10 protein-coding genes and 1 pseudogene are annotated in these 14,688 nt (G+C 67.0%); 9 read left to right on the top strand and 2 right to left on the bottom strand.

The genetic code is table 11. The features are described from left to right. The 6 genes and pseudogenes from ACZYSP_RS09860 to ACZYSP_RS09835 all read left to right on the top strand — a co-directional run. A pseudogene (locus tag ACZYSP_RS09860) lies at positions 1-2,407 on the top strand (YadA family autotransporter adhesin); the annotation flags it as partial. Further along, positions 2,393-2,803: a YadA-like family protein gene (locus ACZYSP_RS09855; RefSeq protein ID WP_489014516.1), complete on the top strand. Its 411-nt coding sequence runs from the start codon at positions 2,393-2,395 to the stop codon at positions 2,801-2,803. The pseudogene ACZYSP_RS09860 and the gene ACZYSP_RS09855, both read left to right, overlap by 15 nt. A gap of 82 nt (positions 2,804-2,885) precedes the next feature. Continuing rightward, positions 2,886-4,037, top strand: a complete 1,152-nt coding sequence (locus tag ACZYSP_RS09850) for a DUF2827 domain-containing protein (RefSeq protein ID WP_489014030.1) — start codon at positions 2,886-2,888, stop codon at positions 4,035-4,037. After that, positions 4,034-5,188 carry a DUF2827 domain-containing protein gene (locus ACZYSP_RS09845; protein WP_489014028.1) on the top strand — a complete coding sequence of 385 codons (1,155 nt, stop codon included), beginning with the start codon at positions 4,034-4,036 and terminating at the stop codon, positions 5,186-5,188. The genes ACZYSP_RS09850 and ACZYSP_RS09845 overlap by 4 nt, the downstream gene beginning before the upstream one ends. A gap of 8 nt (positions 5,189-5,196) precedes the next feature. Then, positions 5,197-5,790 carry a hypothetical protein gene (locus tag ACZYSP_RS09840; protein WP_097199780.1) on the top strand — a complete coding sequence of 198 codons (594 nt, stop codon included), beginning with the start codon at positions 5,197-5,199 and terminating at the stop codon, positions 5,788-5,790. A gap of 110 nt (positions 5,791-5,900) precedes the next feature. Next, on the top strand, positions 5,901-8,168 hold the full coding sequence (locus ACZYSP_RS09835; protein WP_489014026.1) for an acyl-CoA dehydrogenase: 2,268 nt from the start codon (positions 5,901-5,903) through the stop codon (positions 8,166-8,168). Here ACZYSP_RS09835 and ACZYSP_RS09830 read toward each other — a convergent pair. Further along, entirely contained in the window at positions 8,065-8,919 is an 855-nt protein-coding gene (locus ACZYSP_RS09830) for a helix-turn-helix domain-containing protein (RefSeq protein ID WP_489014024.1), read from the bottom strand. The two genes, ACZYSP_RS09835 and ACZYSP_RS09830, sit on opposite strands and share 104 nt — an antisense overlap. 131 nt (positions 8,920-9,050) lie before the next feature. Between ACZYSP_RS09830 and ACZYSP_RS09825 the strand changes: the two genes are divergently transcribed. Further along, positions 9,051-9,485 (top strand): hypothetical protein, encoded by a 435-nt coding sequence (locus ACZYSP_RS09825; protein ID WP_093172118.1) that lies wholly within the window; start codon positions 9,051-9,053, stop codon positions 9,483-9,485. Between the two features lie 159 nt (positions 9,486-9,644). Then, complete coding sequence (locus tag ACZYSP_RS09820; RefSeq protein WP_489014022.1) at positions 9,645-12,509, top strand: aconitate hydratase; 2,865 nt, start codon at positions 9,645-9,647, stop codon at positions 12,507-12,509. A gap of 27 nt (positions 12,510-12,536) precedes the next feature. Here ACZYSP_RS09820 and ACZYSP_RS09815 read toward each other — a convergent pair whose 3' ends face one another. Next, positions 12,537-14,003, bottom strand: a complete 1,467-nt coding sequence (locus ACZYSP_RS09815) for a C13 family peptidase (RefSeq protein ID WP_489014020.1) — start codon at positions 14,001-14,003, stop codon at positions 12,537-12,539. Between the two features lie 81 nt (positions 14,004-14,084). Between ACZYSP_RS09815 and ACZYSP_RS09810 the strand changes: the two genes are divergently transcribed. Continuing rightward, positions 14,085-14,579 carry a metallophosphoesterase family protein gene (locus ACZYSP_RS09810; RefSeq protein WP_489014018.1) on the top strand — a complete coding sequence of 165 codons (495 nt, stop codon included), beginning with the start codon at positions 14,085-14,087 and terminating at the stop codon, positions 14,577-14,579. Positions 14,580-14,688: the final 109 nt, after the last annotated feature.

Below are 14,688 nucleotides of genomic sequence, written 5' to 3'. Positions count from 1 at the left end.
GTCGACTGGCTTGAGCACGACGAACAGCAATGTCACCAGCCTCTCGACTTCGACCTCGACTGGCCTGAGCACAGCTACAAGCAGCATCGGCAGCCTGTCCACGGGCCTGAGCACGACGAACAGCAATGTCGCCAGCCTGTCGACTTCGACTTCGACTGGCCTGAGCACAGCCACAAGCAGCATCGGCAGCCTGTCCACGGGCCTGAGCACGACGAACAGCAATGTCACCAGCCTGTCGACCTCGACGTCGACCGGTCTGAGCACGGCGACCAGCAACATCGGCAGCCTGTCGACTGGCCTGAGCACCACGAACAGCAACGTGACCAGCCTGTCGACTTCAACGTCGACCGGCCTGAGCACCGCCACAAGCAGCATCGGCAGCTTGTCGACCGGCCTGAGCACGACCAACAGCAATGTGACCAGCCTGTCGACCTCGACCTCGACCGGCCTTAGTACCGCCACCAGCAACATCGGCAGCCTGTCCACCGGCCTCAGCACCGCCAACAGCAACATCGGCAGCCTGTCCACCGGCCTCAGCACCGCCAACAGCAGCATCGGCAGCCTGTCCACGGGCGTCGCGAACTCGGTCCAGTACGACGATGCGACTCACACCAAGGTCACGCTGGGCGGCGCTGGTGCGACATCGCCGGTCATCCTGACCAACGTTGCCGCGGGTGTGAACCCCACCGACGCGGTGAACTTCGGCCAACTGACTTCGCTGTCGACCTCGGTTTCCAGCGGTATTGCCAGCCTGTCGACTTCCACCTCGACTGGCTTGAGCACTGCGACGAGCAGCATCGGCAGCCTGTCCACCGGCCTGAGCACGACGAACAGCAACGTCTCGAGCTTGTCGACCTCGACCTCCACGGGCCTGAGCACCGCCACGAGCAGCATCGACAGCCTGTCTACGTCGACCTCGACGGGCCTGAGCACCGCGACCAGCAGCATCGGCAGCCTGTCGACCGGTCTGAGCACGACGAACAGCAGCGTCTCCAGCCTGTCGACTTCGACCTCCACAGGGCTGAGCACCGCCACAAGCAGCATCGGCAGTTTGTCCACATCGACTTCGACGGGCATCAGCAGCCTGTCGACCGGTCTGAGCACGACGAACAGCAGCGTCTCCAGCCTGTCGACTTCGACCTCCACAGGGCTGAGCACCGCCACGAGCAGCATCGACAGCCTGTCCACGTCGACTTCGACGGGCCTGAGCACGGCGACCAGCAGCATCGGCAGCCTGTCGACCGGCCTGAGCACGACGAACAGCAATGTGACCAGCCTCTCGACCTCGGTCTCCACGGGTCTGAGCACTGCCACGAGCAGCATCGACAGCTTGTCGACTTCGACTTCGACGGGCCTGAGCACGGCGACCAGCAGCATCGGCAGCCTGTCGACCGGCCTGAGCACGACGAACAGCAATGTGGCGAGTCTGTCGACGAGCCTGAGCGGTTCGACGAGCGCCATTGCCAGCCTGTCGACTTCGACCTCCACGGGGCTGAGCACCGCCACGAGCAGCATCGACAGCCTGTCCACGTCGACTTCAACAGGCTTGAGCACCGCGACAAGCAGCATCGGAAGCCTGTCGACCGGCTTGAGCACCACCGACAGCAACCTCGCAAGCCTGTCGACCTCGACCTCGTCGGGCCTGAGCACTGCGACCAGCAACATCGCCAGTCTCTCGACCGGCGTCGGCAGCCTGTCGACCGGCCTGAGCACGACCAATGTCAACGTCAACAGCTTGAGCACGTCGGTCAACAACATCTACAACACGGGCACCAAGTACTTCCACGCCAATTCGACGGCGGCAGACGCAGACGCCAGCGGCCAGGAAGCCGTGGCGATCGGCCCGCAGTCGGTGGCCAGCGGCGCCAACTCCTTTGCGGCCGGCAACGGTGCGAAGGCGACGGCCGACGGCGCGGTGGCGGTGGGCTTCGGCGCCCAGGCCACGGGTGCGAACGCGATCGCCATCGGCACAGGGGCGCTGGCCACGGGCTCGCAGGCGATCGGCGTGAACTCCCGCGCGGGCGGCGGCGGCGTGGCGCTGGGCGACAACGCGGATGCCGGCGGCACGCAGCTGAGCAAGGCGCAGAACATCTCGCAGGGCACGGCCATCGGCTTCGGCGCGATCGTGACGCAAAGCGGCGGCGTCGCACTGGGCTCGGGCTCGGTGGCTTCCACCGCGGCGGGCGTGGCCGGTTACGTGCCGGGCGGTGCGTCGGCACAGCAACAGGCAGCCGTCAATGCAACCACCAGCACGCAGGCCGCGGTGTCGGTGGGCGATGCGGCCAACGGTCAGTACCGCCAGATCACGGGCGTGGCAGCAGGCACGGCCGACAGCGACGCGACCAACGTGGCGCAGCTCAAGGCATCGGCAGCCGCCGCGAAGGCCGGCAGCGTGCAGTACGCGACCAACCCGGACGGCTCGGTCAACTACAACCAGATCACGCTGGGCAACGGCCAGGCAACTGGCGGCACGCGCATCAGCAACGTGGCGCCGGGCATCCTGCCGGGCGACGCGGTCAACATGAGCCAGCTGAACCAGGTGCAGAGCCAGGTCGGCGACGTGGCCCGCATTGCCTACTCGGGCACGGCCATGGCCTTCGCGATGTCGGGCACCTACCTGCCGACGCTGTACCCCGGCGAGAAGACGGTGGGCGTGGGCCTCGGCAGCTACAAGGGCTACAGCGCTGTGGCGCTGACCTTCAAGGCCCTGTCCGACGACGGCAAGATGTCCTGGGGCGCGGGCCTGACGACCACGGGCAAGGAGTGGGGCGTCAACGCCGGCATCGGCTGGAAGTGGAAATAAGCCACTGAATCGGCCAGTGACCGGCCGGCTCCCGCGCTGTGATGGTGCGGGAGCCTTTTCTTTTGGTACACACTTCGCCCCCATGCGCATTGGTATTTCAGTCCTCACCCACGCGGGGCAGAACATCTGGGAGAACGGGATGGGGCAGAACGTCCTGTTTCTTGCCCGGCTGCTGCAACGCATCGGGTTCGTCGAATCCGTCACCCTGATCGACGCCGGCGACCAGCCGAGCATGCCGCCCCAGGTCGACCTTGCTGCCATGGGCCTGGCCTTCGGGCGGGCGCGCGAGCTGACCGATGCGCTCGACGTAGTCATCGAGATGGCCGGCGCGCTCGACGTGCAATGGCTCTCCTACTTTCGCGCATGCGGTGGCCGCGTGGTGTTCCATTGCGTGGGCCAGCCTTTCGCGGCGCTGGCCGAGCCGATCGTGTTCACCGACAAGGGCCACTTCAGCAAGCCCGAGCGCTGCGACGAGGTGTGGCTGCTGCCCAAGGACGAGGCGTTCGCTCCCATGATGCGCACCATGCATCGCTGCCCGGTGTTCGAGGTGCCGTACCTCTGGTCGCCGCAGTTCCTGGCCCAGCGCGTCGCGGAGGTCGAGGCCGCGGGGCATCGTTTCGGCTACACGCCGCGCACGGCGCAGCAGCCGGGCTTTCGGGTGGCGATCTTCGAGCCCAACATCTCGGTGGTGAAGTCCAGCAGCGTGCCCATGCTGATCTGCGACGGGGCCTATCGCGCAGACCCGGCGGCCGTGACCTCGATGCAGGTGCTCAACACCCTGCACATCAAGGACCACCCGACCATGCTGTACCTGGCGAACTCGCTCGACATCGTGCGCCAGCACAAGGCGATCTTCCACGGCCGGCACGACTTCGCGGGCTTCATGGTGCAGTTTGCCGACGCAGTGGTTTCGCACCAGTGGCAGAACGACCAGAACTACAGCTACCTCGATGCGCTCTACGGCAACTACCCGCTGGTGCACAACTCGCCCTGGCTGCGCGATGCGGGCTACTACTACCCTGACTTCGACGTGGCAGCCGGCGCGGCGCAACTGCAGCAGGCCGTGCGCAATCACGACCGGCAGCTGGACGACTATCGCGCCCGCTCGCAACGCGTCTTCGACGCGGTCGATCCGCTCAACCCCGCGAACGTCGACGGCTATGCGCAGCGCCTGCTGAACCTGGTGGGTGGCAATGCCGCATTCCGTGCCGACGGCGTGAAGGCTGCCGCATGAACGAGGCGCAGCAACAAAAGACCGCCATGCCGGCCAGGCTGAAGGTCGGCGTTTCCATCTTCATCCGCAAGGGTGAGCAGAGCCTGTGGGAAAACGGCGTCTACCAGAACTGCCTGTTCCTCGTGATGCTGCTGCTGCGTTCGCCGCGCGTGGAAAGCGCTGTGCTGGTGGCCGGCGGTGGCGACGGCGGCCCGGCGGACGCCACCAACTTCCTCGCCGATTCGCCGGTGCCCATCATCGACATGGCCACGGCAGCGCAGGAGCTCGACCTCATGATCGAGATGAGCGCCCAGCTGGCCATGCCGTGGTCCGTGGCGTTCCGTGAGCGCGGCGGCAAGATCGTCTCGATGCGCGTGGGCAACGACTACGTGATCGACATCGAGCGCATGATTTTCGACAAGCCGCACGGCCTGCTGATCTCAGGCGCGCCCTACGACGAGGTCTGGACGATTCCCGAGTACGAGGTGTCGTGCAAGCCCTACTTCGAGAGCACCTTCCGCGCGCCGGTGCGGCTCATGCCCCACCTCTGGAGCCCGATGGTGCTGGAGCGCGCCATGGCCCGCGCGTCGGCGGACAGCCCGCCCTTTGTCTACGAGCCCGGCCGCAAGCAGTGGCGCGTGGCCATCTTCGAGCCCAACATCTGCATGGTGAAGACCAGCTTCATCCCAATGCTCGGCTGCGAGGCGGCGCATCGCGCGCAGCCGCGGCTGATCGAGAAGATGTGGGTCTACAACAGCTTTCACCTGAAGGACAAGCCGCTGTTCATCGGCTTCGCGCAGAGCCTGGACCTCGTGCAGCACGGGCTGGCCACCTTCGAGGGGCGCTTTCCGATGTACCAGGTGATGCCCGGCAAGATCGACGCCGTGTTCGCGCACCACTGGGAGAACGCGCAGAACTACCTCTACTACGAGGCGCTGTACGGCGGCTACCCGCTCGTCCACAACTCGCACCTCATCGGCGACTGCGGCTACCGCTACCACGGCTTCGACTGCGAGGAGGGCGGCCGCGCCCTGCAGCGCGCCTTTGCCGAGCACGACGCCAACCTGCCGGCCTACCGCGAGCGCGCGCGCCGCTTCATCGCCACACTCGACCCCGAGGGCGAGGACAACGTGCGCGCCTACACCGCCGCCATCGAAAACCTTTACGCATGAGGACCGGGATGAAGCCGACCCAACGAATCTCCCGCCTGTTGATTGCCGCCCTTGCATGGGCCGCTGCCGGCACCGCGCTTGCCCAAGGCGTGCTGGTGCCCCAGGCTCCGCCCGCGGCCCCGCAGGACACGCTCACGCGCGCTGCCACCAGCGTGGGCATCAAGCGCTGCCTGCCGGCCATCACGCGGCTTTCCACGCTCACCGTGCAGGGTGCTCGCAGCCACGACGTGCTGCTCGACTGGGACCGAAAGCGCCCCGACGCAGGGCCGATGTTCTCGCTGATCGGCATGGAGTTTCCGAACGCCGGCGTGGCTGCGTCGATCACCGCCATTCCCGACGACAGTGGCGCCTGCACCGTGTCGGCCGAGCGCATCTCGGTCGCGCCCTTCACCTGCGCGAGCGTCGGCCAGCAGGAGCTGGCGAGCTACAAGATGACGCGGCTGCTGCCCAACTACGCGGTCTACACCGACGAGAAGGAGCCGACCTCGTCGGTCTCGCTGATCGATTCGCCGCCGGGCTGCCTGGTCATCCGGCGCTATGTCGAATATGGCTGGCGGGATCCAGCCGCCGCTGCTGCGGCCCAGCCTCCGAAGAAGCGGTAGGCGCGTCCGTCTCCGACAGGCCGGGGAGCCCTTGACCGGCCCTTGGGGCCAGCCACAAGCCTCAAGAATGGTGCCAATCCGCGCGCATTCGTCGCGGAAGGAGACGCACCATGCCTCTGGCGACACTGATCGGCCGATGGGCCATGCAGCCATTCTCGAAGGCGCTCCCGCCGCTGGGCGACACCGAGCGCGCGGCGCTCGAGGCGGGCACCGTCGGCTTCGAAGGCCAGCTCTTCGCAGGCCGCCCGGACTTCGATGCACTGGCGGCCATGGGCCCCAACCAGCTCACCGAACGCGAGCAGGCCTTTCTCCACAACGAAGTGCGCGAGCTATGCCACATGCTCGACGACCACGCCATCGACCAGGCGCACGACCTGCCGCCCGAGGTGTGGCGCTACCTGCGCGAGAAGCGCTTCTTCGGAATGATCATTCCCGAGGAATTCGGCGGCCTCGGCTTCGGTCACCATGCACACGCTACGGTGGTGGCGCGCATCGCCACCGTCAACGTGGCCACGGCCGTCACGGTGATGGTGCCCAACTCGCTGGGGCCTGCCGAACTGCTGCTGCGCTACGGCACCGATGCGCAGAAAGAGCACTACCTGCCGCGCCTTGCCGACGGCCGTGAGCTGCCGTGCTTCGGCCTGACATCGCCGTATGCGGGATCGGATGCGGCGTCGATTCCCGACCGTGGCGTGGTGGTCGAGCGCGAATTCAACGGCCGCATGACGCGCGGCTTCCTGGTCGATTTCGACAAGCGCTACATCACGCTCGCGCCGGTCGCCACCGTGGTCGGGCTGGCCTTCCACGCCATCGACGAAAGCGGGCCCGAGGGCGAGCGCGAACTCGGCATTACCTGCGCGCTGATTCCAGTGCCGCACGAGGGCATGGAGATCGGCCGCCGCCATCGCCCGATGGACAGCGCCTTCATGAACGGCCCGATCCACGGCCGTCAGGTGTTCGTGCCGATGGACTGGATCATCGGCGGCGAGCAGCAGGTCGGGCAGGGCTGGCGCATGCTGATGGAGTGCCTGGCCGCGGGCCGTGCGATCTCGCTGCCGGCGCTGGGCTCGGCGATGCAGCAGACAGCGCTCTACGTGAGCAATGGTTATGGGCAAATTCGCGAACAGTTCGGCATGCCGGTCGGCAAGTTCCACGCGGTCGCGGGGCTGGTGGCGCAGATGTCGGCCGAGCTGTACGCGACCGATGCGGCGCGGCGCTTCACGGCGGCCGCGCTCGACAAGGGCGAACGGCCCAGCGTGGCCAGTGCCATCCTCAAGGTGCAGCTGACCGAAGCCGGACGCCGCGCGGTCAACCACGGCATGGACATCCTCGGTGGCAAGGGCATCATCTCCGGCCCGTCGAACCTGCTCGGCGTGTCCTACCGGCAGGCGCCGATCGCGATCACGGTGGAGGGCGCGAACATCCTCACGCGCGCGCTCATCGTGTTCGGGCAGGGCGCGGTGCGATGCCATCCGCATGTGCTCGACGAAATGGCAGCCGTGCAAGCGAAGGACGAGACCGCGCTCGGCAAGGCGCTCATGGCGCACGGCAGGCACGTGGCGGTGAACCTGTGGCGCAGCTTGTTCGGCGCGCCGGTGTTCGGCACGCCGCCCGATGAGCTGATGCACGAAGCGCGGCTCGTCGCGCGCATGAGCGCCAAGTACGCGCTCACGGCCGATCTCGCGATGGGCATGCTCGGCGGCAAGCTCAAGCGCATGGAGCTGCTGTCGGCGCGCCTGGGCGATGTGCTCGCGCACCTGTACCTGGCCAGTTCGTGCATCTGGCGCTACCGCGTCGATGCGGCACCGGAGCTGTTGCCCTTCGCACGGGCTGCGATCCGCCTGCAGATCGACGAGGCCGGCAAGATCCTGCGCGATCTCTACGCCAACCTGCCGACGGCGGGCCGGCGCGTGATCGGTGCGCTGGTACTGCGCCGCACCGCGCACCTGGCGCCGCTGCGCGACGTGCAACTGCTCGAACTGGCTGACCTGCTGCGCAAGAACCCGCGCATCGTCGAACGCCTGGCGCCCGACCTGAGCGAGCCCGCCGCCGGCGGCCTGCGCGATCTGATGTACGCGATGGAACTGGGCGCGCAGCTAGGCGACGCCACGGCTGCGCTCAACAAGGCGCTGCGCCGCACGAACTCGCTCGAAGAGGCGGCCCGCTCGGCACCCGACCCCGAACTGGCGCTCGCTTATCTGAAAGCGGCCGACAAGGTCATCCAGGTGGACGACTTCGAAGGCCCGCCGCGCGATGCAGACGGCAGGGCCGATCTCAGCGCGCCTGCTGTTGCTGCTGCGCAGCCAGTGCCGTCAGCGCTGCCGCCGTCTGCTCATCCGCCGGAAAGAACGACTCCACCGCGAGTTCCTGCAATGTGACGTCGACCGGCGTGCCGAAGATCGTGATGGTGCTGATGAAGCTCAGCACGCCGCTGGGCATGACCACCTGAAAAGGCACGGCCACCGCCGACAGCGCGGTGTCGATGACGGGCGCGTCATGGCTCACGGCGGGCGGGGGATAGGCTGCGAGTTCATCGTGCAGCGCTTGCAGCACCGCGTCGCCGGTGGCGGCGATCTGCTGTTGCAGCCGTTCGAGCAGGTGACTGCGCCACTGCGCGAGATTGGCGATGCGCGGCGCCACGCCGTCGGGGTGCAGGCTCAGGCGCAGCACGTTGATGGGCGGCTTCAGCAGCTCGGGCGAGGCGCCTTCCATCAGCAGCGGCACCAGCGCGTTGTGCGCGACCAGGTTCCAGTGGCGGTCCACGGCCAGCGCGGGAAAGGGCTCGTGGCCTTTCAGCACCAGATCGACCGCGCGGCGTGCGGCGGCCATTGCCGGATCGTCGAGCGAGCGCTGCCGGTACATCGGCGCGAAGCCGGCGGCCACCAACAACGCATTGCGCTCGCGCAGCGGCACCTCGAGCCGCTCGGCCAGGCGCAGCACCATCTCGCGGCTGGGCGCGGCGCGGCCGGTTTCAACATAGCTCAGGTGGCGGGTCGAGACCTCGGCCTCCTGCGCCAGGTCGAGCTGGCTCAGGCGGCGGTGGGTGCGCCAGTGCCGCAGGTGGGCGCCGAACGGGTCGCGCGCGCCGGGCTGGCTGGCCTTGGTCGGATGGGAGCGGGTGGTGTTCATGAGGCGCATTCTGGCGTGGCGGCGGCGCGGCGCCATGACCTCCCAGGTCATCGACGCGATCCACGCTGGCCGGAATCATTGGCTCCAACGCGGCGGGACTGGCTTGCCGCGTAACCACCAAGGAGATTCACATGTCCGTCTTCGCATCCCCCCGCTTCCTGCCCGCCGTGATGTGGGCCGACGCCGCCTCCTGCGCCGCGACCGGCGCGCTGCAGGTGGCATTCACCGGCGCACTGGCCGGGTTGACCGGGCTGCCGGCGCCGCTGCTCATGGGTACGGGCGTGTTCCTGCTGGTCTATGCCGCCGCCGCGGCCTTCATGGCCAGCCGCAGCACGCCGCCACGCACGCTGATCGGCCTGGTCGTCGCCGGCAACTTCGGCTGGGCCGTGGCGTGCATCGCGCTGCTGGTGAGCGGCATGTTTGCGGTCACTGTGCTGGGCATGGCCTGGGTGCTGGCGCAGGTGGCGTGCGTGGTTGTGTTGGCCGAGCTGCAATGGACCGGCCTGCGCCGCACCCGCGGCAGTGCAGGCGCGGTCACCGGGCTTACGCCGGCCGGTCGTTGGTGATCCGATCTCGCGCAAATGCCGGCGGCACCCCTTTACCCGGCATTTTTCGCGATGAGGAACAGGGCGGCAGAAGGCGGGATCGGAGAAGACCGACTACAACGGCTGACATTGATCCCTGATATCTTTGAGAGGCTTCCACGAACAAACAGGAGTCTCTCCATGGCCAAAGCCCCGGCGCATGCGTTTGCGTCCACCCTCAAGACCTTCAAGACCCCGTCTGGCAAGTCCGGCAAATATTGGTCCCTGAAGGAACTGGCCAAGCAATACCCCACCATCGACCGCCTGCCCGTCTCCATTCGCATCGTGCTCGAATCGGTGCTGCGCAATTGCGATGGGCAGAAGGTCTCGGCCAAGCACGTCGAAGAGCTGGCCCACTGGGCGCCCAACGCCGAGCGCGTAGACGAAATTCCCTTCGTCGTCACCCGCGTGGTGCTGCAGGACTTCACCGGCGTGCCGCTGCTGGCCGACCTGGCCGCCATGCGCAGCGTGGCCGCCAAGCTGGGCAAGTCGCCCAAGACCATCGAGCCGCTGGTGCCCGTCGACCTGGTGGTCGACCACTCGGTGATGGTCGACTACTACGGCACGTCCAAGGCGCTCGACCTGAACATGAAGCTGGAATTCCAGCGCAACAACGAGCGCTACCAGTTCATGAAGTGGGGCATGCAGGCCTTCGACACGTTCCGCGTCGTGCCGCCGGGCTTCGGCATCGTGCACCAGGTCAACCTCGAATACTTTGCACGCGGCGTCTACAAGAGCCCGAGCGACAAGGACGACAAACCAACGTATTACCCCGACTCGCTGGTCGGCACCGACAGCCACACCACCATGATCAACGGTATCGGCGTGGTCGGCTGGGGCGTTGGCGGCATCGAGGCCGAGGCGGCCATGCTGGGCCAGCCGGTCTACATGCTGACGCCCGACGTGGTGGGCTTCGAGCTCACCGGCAAGCTGCGCGAAGGCGTCACGGCAACCGACCTGGTGCTGTACGTCACTTCCATCCTGCGGGCTGAAAAGGTGGTCGGCAAGTTCGTCGAATTCTTCGGCCCCGGCGCCGCATCCATTGCCGTGCCCGACCGCGCGACCATCGGCAACATGGCGCCCGAATACGGCGCGACCATGGGCTTCTTCCCGGTCGACGACATGACCGTGGCGTATTTCGAAGGCACCGGCCGCACCAAGGAAGAGGTCGAGCGCTTCGCCGCCTACTACAAGGCGCAGGGCCTCTACGGCATGCCCAACCCGGGCGACATCGACTACACGAAGATCGTCAAGCTCGACCTGGGCACCGTCTCGCCCAGCCTGGCCGGCCCGAAGCGCCCGCAGGACCGCATCGACCTCGGCCACCTCTCCACCAAGTTCTCGGAGCTCTACAGCAAGCCCAACGACGCCAACGGCTTCAACCAGCCGGCCGACAGGCTCAAGCTGCGCTATCCGCTGGTCGCGGCCGGCAAGGCCGGTGACGAAGAAGCCGCCCCGCCGCCGGCAGGCGCGCCGCTCGACGTGGTCGAGATGGTGGCGAACCGCTCGACCAACGCCGCCGCGCACGTGAGCGCCACCGCGCCTTCGGCGCCCAAGGGCGAAGTCACCATCGGCAACGGCGACGTGCTGATTGCGGCCATCACCTCGTGCACCAACACCTCGAACCCGAGCGTGATGCTGGCCGCCGGCCTGCTGGCCAAGAAGGCCGTCGAGGCCGGCCTCACGGTCAAGCCGCACATCAAGACCTCGCTGGCTCCAGGCTCGCGCATCGTCACCGAATATCTTGAGAAGGCAGGCCTGCTGCCGTACCTCGAAAAGCTCGGCTTCTACCTTGCGGGCTACGGCTGCACCACCTGCATCGGCAACGCCGGCGATCTCACGCCTGAGATCAACGAGGCGATCACCAAGAACGACCTGATCGGCGCGGCCGTGCTGTCGGGCAACCGCAATTTCGAGGCGCGCATCCACCCGAACCTGAAGGCCAACTTCCTGGCCTCGCCGCCGCTGGTGGTTGCCTTTGCCATCGCCGGCAACGTAATGACCGACCTGATGACCGAGCCCGTTGGCAAGGGCAAGAAAGGCAAGGACGTGTACCTCGGCGACATCTGGCCCACGCCGAAGGAAATCGACGACAACCTGCGCTACGCAATGAATGCCAAGTCGTTCCGCTCCAACTACGACAAGGTCAAGACCGACCCGGGCAAGTTCTGGAGCAGCATCAAGGGCACCAATGGTCAGGTGTACGACTGGCCGAAGTCGACCTACATCGCCGAGCCGCCGTTCTTCGAGGGCTTCAAGATGAAGCCGCACGCGTCGGACGCAGGCTTCAAGGGCGCGCGCGTGATGGCGCTGTTCGGCGACTCGATCACCACCGACCACATCTCGCCGGCCGGCTCCATCAAGGAAAGTTCGCCCGCGGGCATCTGGCTCAAGGCGCACGGCGTGCCCAAGGCCGACTTCAACAGCTACGGCTCGCGCCGCGGCAACCACGACGTGATGATGCGCGGCACCTTTGCCAACGTGCGCATCAAGAACCTGATGATTCCGCCGGATGCCAACGGCACGCAGGAAGAGGGCGGCGTCACGCTGTTCCAGCCGGGCAACCAGAAGATGTTCATCTACGACGCCGCCATGAAGTACATGGAGCAGGGCGTGCCCACGGTGGTGTTCGGCGGCGAAGAGTACGGCACCGGCTCCTCGCGCGACTGGGCCGCCAAGGGCACGCAGCTGCTGGGCATCAAGGCCGTGGTGGCGCGCAGCTTCGAGCGCATCCACCGCGCCAACCTGGTCGGCATGGGCGTGCTGCCACTGCAGTTCCGCGGCGCCGATTCATGGCAGACGCTGGGCCTCACGGGCGACGAGCAGATCGACGTGGTGATCGGCAGCGAGCTGAAGCCGCAGATGGACGTGAAGCTGGTGGTGCACCGCCCCGACGGCACGCACCAGGAGGTGACGGTGCGCCTGCGCATCGACACGCCTATCGAGGTCGACTACTACAAGCACGGCGGCATCCTGCCGTTCGTGCTGCGACAGCTCCTGGAATAACTCCCGGGAGCAGGCCCGTCGACGCTGCTACTTCGAGGCGGCGTCGAGTCGCTGCGCAAGCTGGTCGAGCAACGGGCGGATCTTTTCGCCCACGCGGATCTGCGGGTTCGAGAAGCCGTCTTCCTTGCCGGCCTCGATCTCGCGCTGCTTGATCAGCGGCACGGCCGCTGCGAAGGCGGTTTCGAAGGAGCGGGTCTTGCGCAGTTCCTCGTTGAACATCGCGCGGCCGAAGAAGGTCAGCTCCGACAGCCGGCCGCATCCGTACGAGGTGTGCGTGGCGTCGGCGGCGGTCATCACCAGCGTGTTTTCGTTGGCCAGCGGTTCGATCCAACCCCCTGAATAGCAGGCCGACACCGCCACTACCCGGTGGCGAATGCCGGCTTCGTCGAGCGCTTCGCGCAGTTCTTCCGGCGTGAGCCAGGGCACGGCCAGCGGCCAGTGCGCGGCGGCCAGCTGGTGGTCGCGCGCGCCGTGCGAGGTGAGGTAGACGATCAGCACGTCGTTCTCGCGGTCCATGCGCTCGGCCAGCGCGGCAATGGCACGCTGCAGGTTGAGCGGGGTGGCCCAGGGCAGCGTCTCGGCGGTGGTTGCGTGATTCATCAGGCGGATCACGCGGCCCTTGGCGTCGAAGCGTTCCTCCAGCAACTGGGTGACCATGTTGCTTTCGCGCAGGAACACGTCTTCAGACGCGTAGGGCGCAAACACCAGCCCGTAGACGTTGGTTTGCCCCGGCTTGCCGGCGGGCAGGGCCGCGACCGTGCGCTCCCACAGCGCCTGTTGCTCCTCGAAGAGTTCCTGCGTCAGCTGCATGCGCGGACGCTCGGGCTGGGTGGATGCGCTGGTGGCATCGGGCTGCCACATGCGGTCCTGTGTGTTGAGCGATTGCCAGAAGGTCAGCGTCAGCAGGGCCACGAACGCGGGCGCGAAGATCGCAAGCCGCCAGCGTGCGCCGGCTTCGCGCGCGGTGAACCGCACCAGCGCCAGCACCATCCACGCGCATCCCAGGCCGAAGACGACCCAGTAGCCGGGCGAGGTGGCGATCGCCGACGGCAACCAGCCGCGCGTGTAGCCCAGCGCCAGCATGCCGAGCGCCAGGTTGGCCGGGAACATCGCCCAGGTGGCCAGCACGAACCAGCGCGCCAGTCCGCCGCCGCGGGCCCGCCCGGACAGCGCGAACCAGCCCAGCCACGCGAGCACGCCGAGCACCCAGAGCGTGTTGAGGCCGACGGTTTCGTAGAGCCGTGCGGGGCCGGCGATTTCGAGGCGCGCCAAGCCAGTCCAGACGAGTTCGGGCAGCAGCACGAGCAGCAGCAACTGCCAGGGCGCGGGTCGTGCATCGACGCGCGGCTCCAGCAGGAGCGAGGCCCGCAGGCCGCCGACCAGCCAGTGCAACAGGCTCGCGCGCGGCGGGGTGTCCTGCGTGGGCGGAGGCGAAGCCGGTGCTTCTTCGGTGTTCTCGGAAGGCTGCTGCGGTGCGATGATGTCTTCTGGCATGCCGTCGATCATGCCCTTGGGGGCCGTGCTTCTTGCCGGCTGTCGCCCCGGGTTTGCCTGAATAACTTTCTTCTTCTGCCCATGCTTCGCATCGGTCTGATCTCCGACACGCACGGGCTCATGCGGCCCGAGGCCATCGCCTTCCTGAAGGGCAGCGACTTCATCGTGCACGGCGGTGACATCGGCAGCGCCGGCATCCTCGAAGCGCTCGCGGCTATCGCGCCGCTGACGGTTGTGCGCGGTAATAACGACCGCGAGCCGTGGGCAGATGCCATCGCGGAAACCGAGCTCGCGAAGTTCGGCAGCGTGCACCTCTATGCCATTCATGATCTTGCGCAGCTCGACATCGACCCGCCCGCAGCCGGCGTGCGCGTGGTCGTCTCGGGCCATTCGCACAAGCCGAAAGTCGAAGAGCGCGCTGGTGTGCTCTACGTCAATCCGGGCAGTGCGGGCCCGCGACGGTTCAAGCTGCCGATTTCCGTCGCCGAACTCGTTATCGACGGTGCGTCAGTAACTGCGCGCGTCGTCTCGATCGACCCGCAGGGTGGTCTTCCCTCTACCGAGGGAGGCACCTGAGACCCGGCCTTGAGCCGGTTTCTTGGTGTTTCTGGGCCGATAGAGCCTGATTTCGAGGGGTTGGTCAGGTATTTGTGAGTGAGAATTGCTAGCATCTAGGTTTTGCTTA

The sequence above is a fragment of the Variovorax sp. F042 genome, assembly GCF_057814215.1.
The sequence above is the reverse complement of the archived record's forward strand: the minus strand, read 5'-3'. Positions and strand labels throughout refer to the sequence as shown.

Excerpts from the sequence above, each read along its gene's own strand:
- ACZYSP_RS09810 (WP_489014018.1), top strand. The coding sequence starts at position 14,085 with ATGCTTCGCATCGGTCTGATCTCCGACACGCACGGGCTCATGCGGCCC.
- ACZYSP_RS09840 (WP_097199780.1), top strand. The coding sequence starts at position 5,197 with ATGAAGCCGACCCAACGAATCTCCCGCCTGTTGATTGCCGCCCTTGCA.
- ACZYSP_RS09845 (WP_489014028.1), top strand. The coding sequence starts at position 4,034 with ATGAACGAGGCGCAGCAACAAAAGACCGCCATGCCGGCCAGGCTGAAG.
- ACZYSP_RS09835 (WP_489014026.1), top strand. The coding sequence starts at position 5,901 with ATGCCTCTGGCGACACTGATCGGCCGATGGGCCATGCAGCCATTCTCG.
- ACZYSP_RS09830 (WP_489014024.1), bottom strand. The coding sequence starts at position 8,919 with ATGAACACCACCCGCTCCCATCCGACCAAGGCCAGCCAGCCCGGCGCG.
- ACZYSP_RS09815 (WP_489014020.1), bottom strand. The coding sequence starts at position 14,003 with ATGCCAGAAGACATCATCGCACCGCAGCAGCCTTCCGAGAACACCGAA.
- ACZYSP_RS09825 (WP_093172118.1), top strand. The coding sequence starts at position 9,051 with ATGTCCGTCTTCGCATCCCCCCGCTTCCTGCCCGCCGTGATGTGGGCC.
- ACZYSP_RS09850 (WP_489014030.1), top strand. The coding sequence starts at position 2,886 with ATGCGCATTGGTATTTCAGTCCTCACCCACGCGGGGCAGAACATCTGG.
- ACZYSP_RS09820 (WP_489014022.1), top strand. The coding sequence starts at position 9,645 with ATGGCCAAAGCCCCGGCGCATGCGTTTGCGTCCACCCTCAAGACCTTC.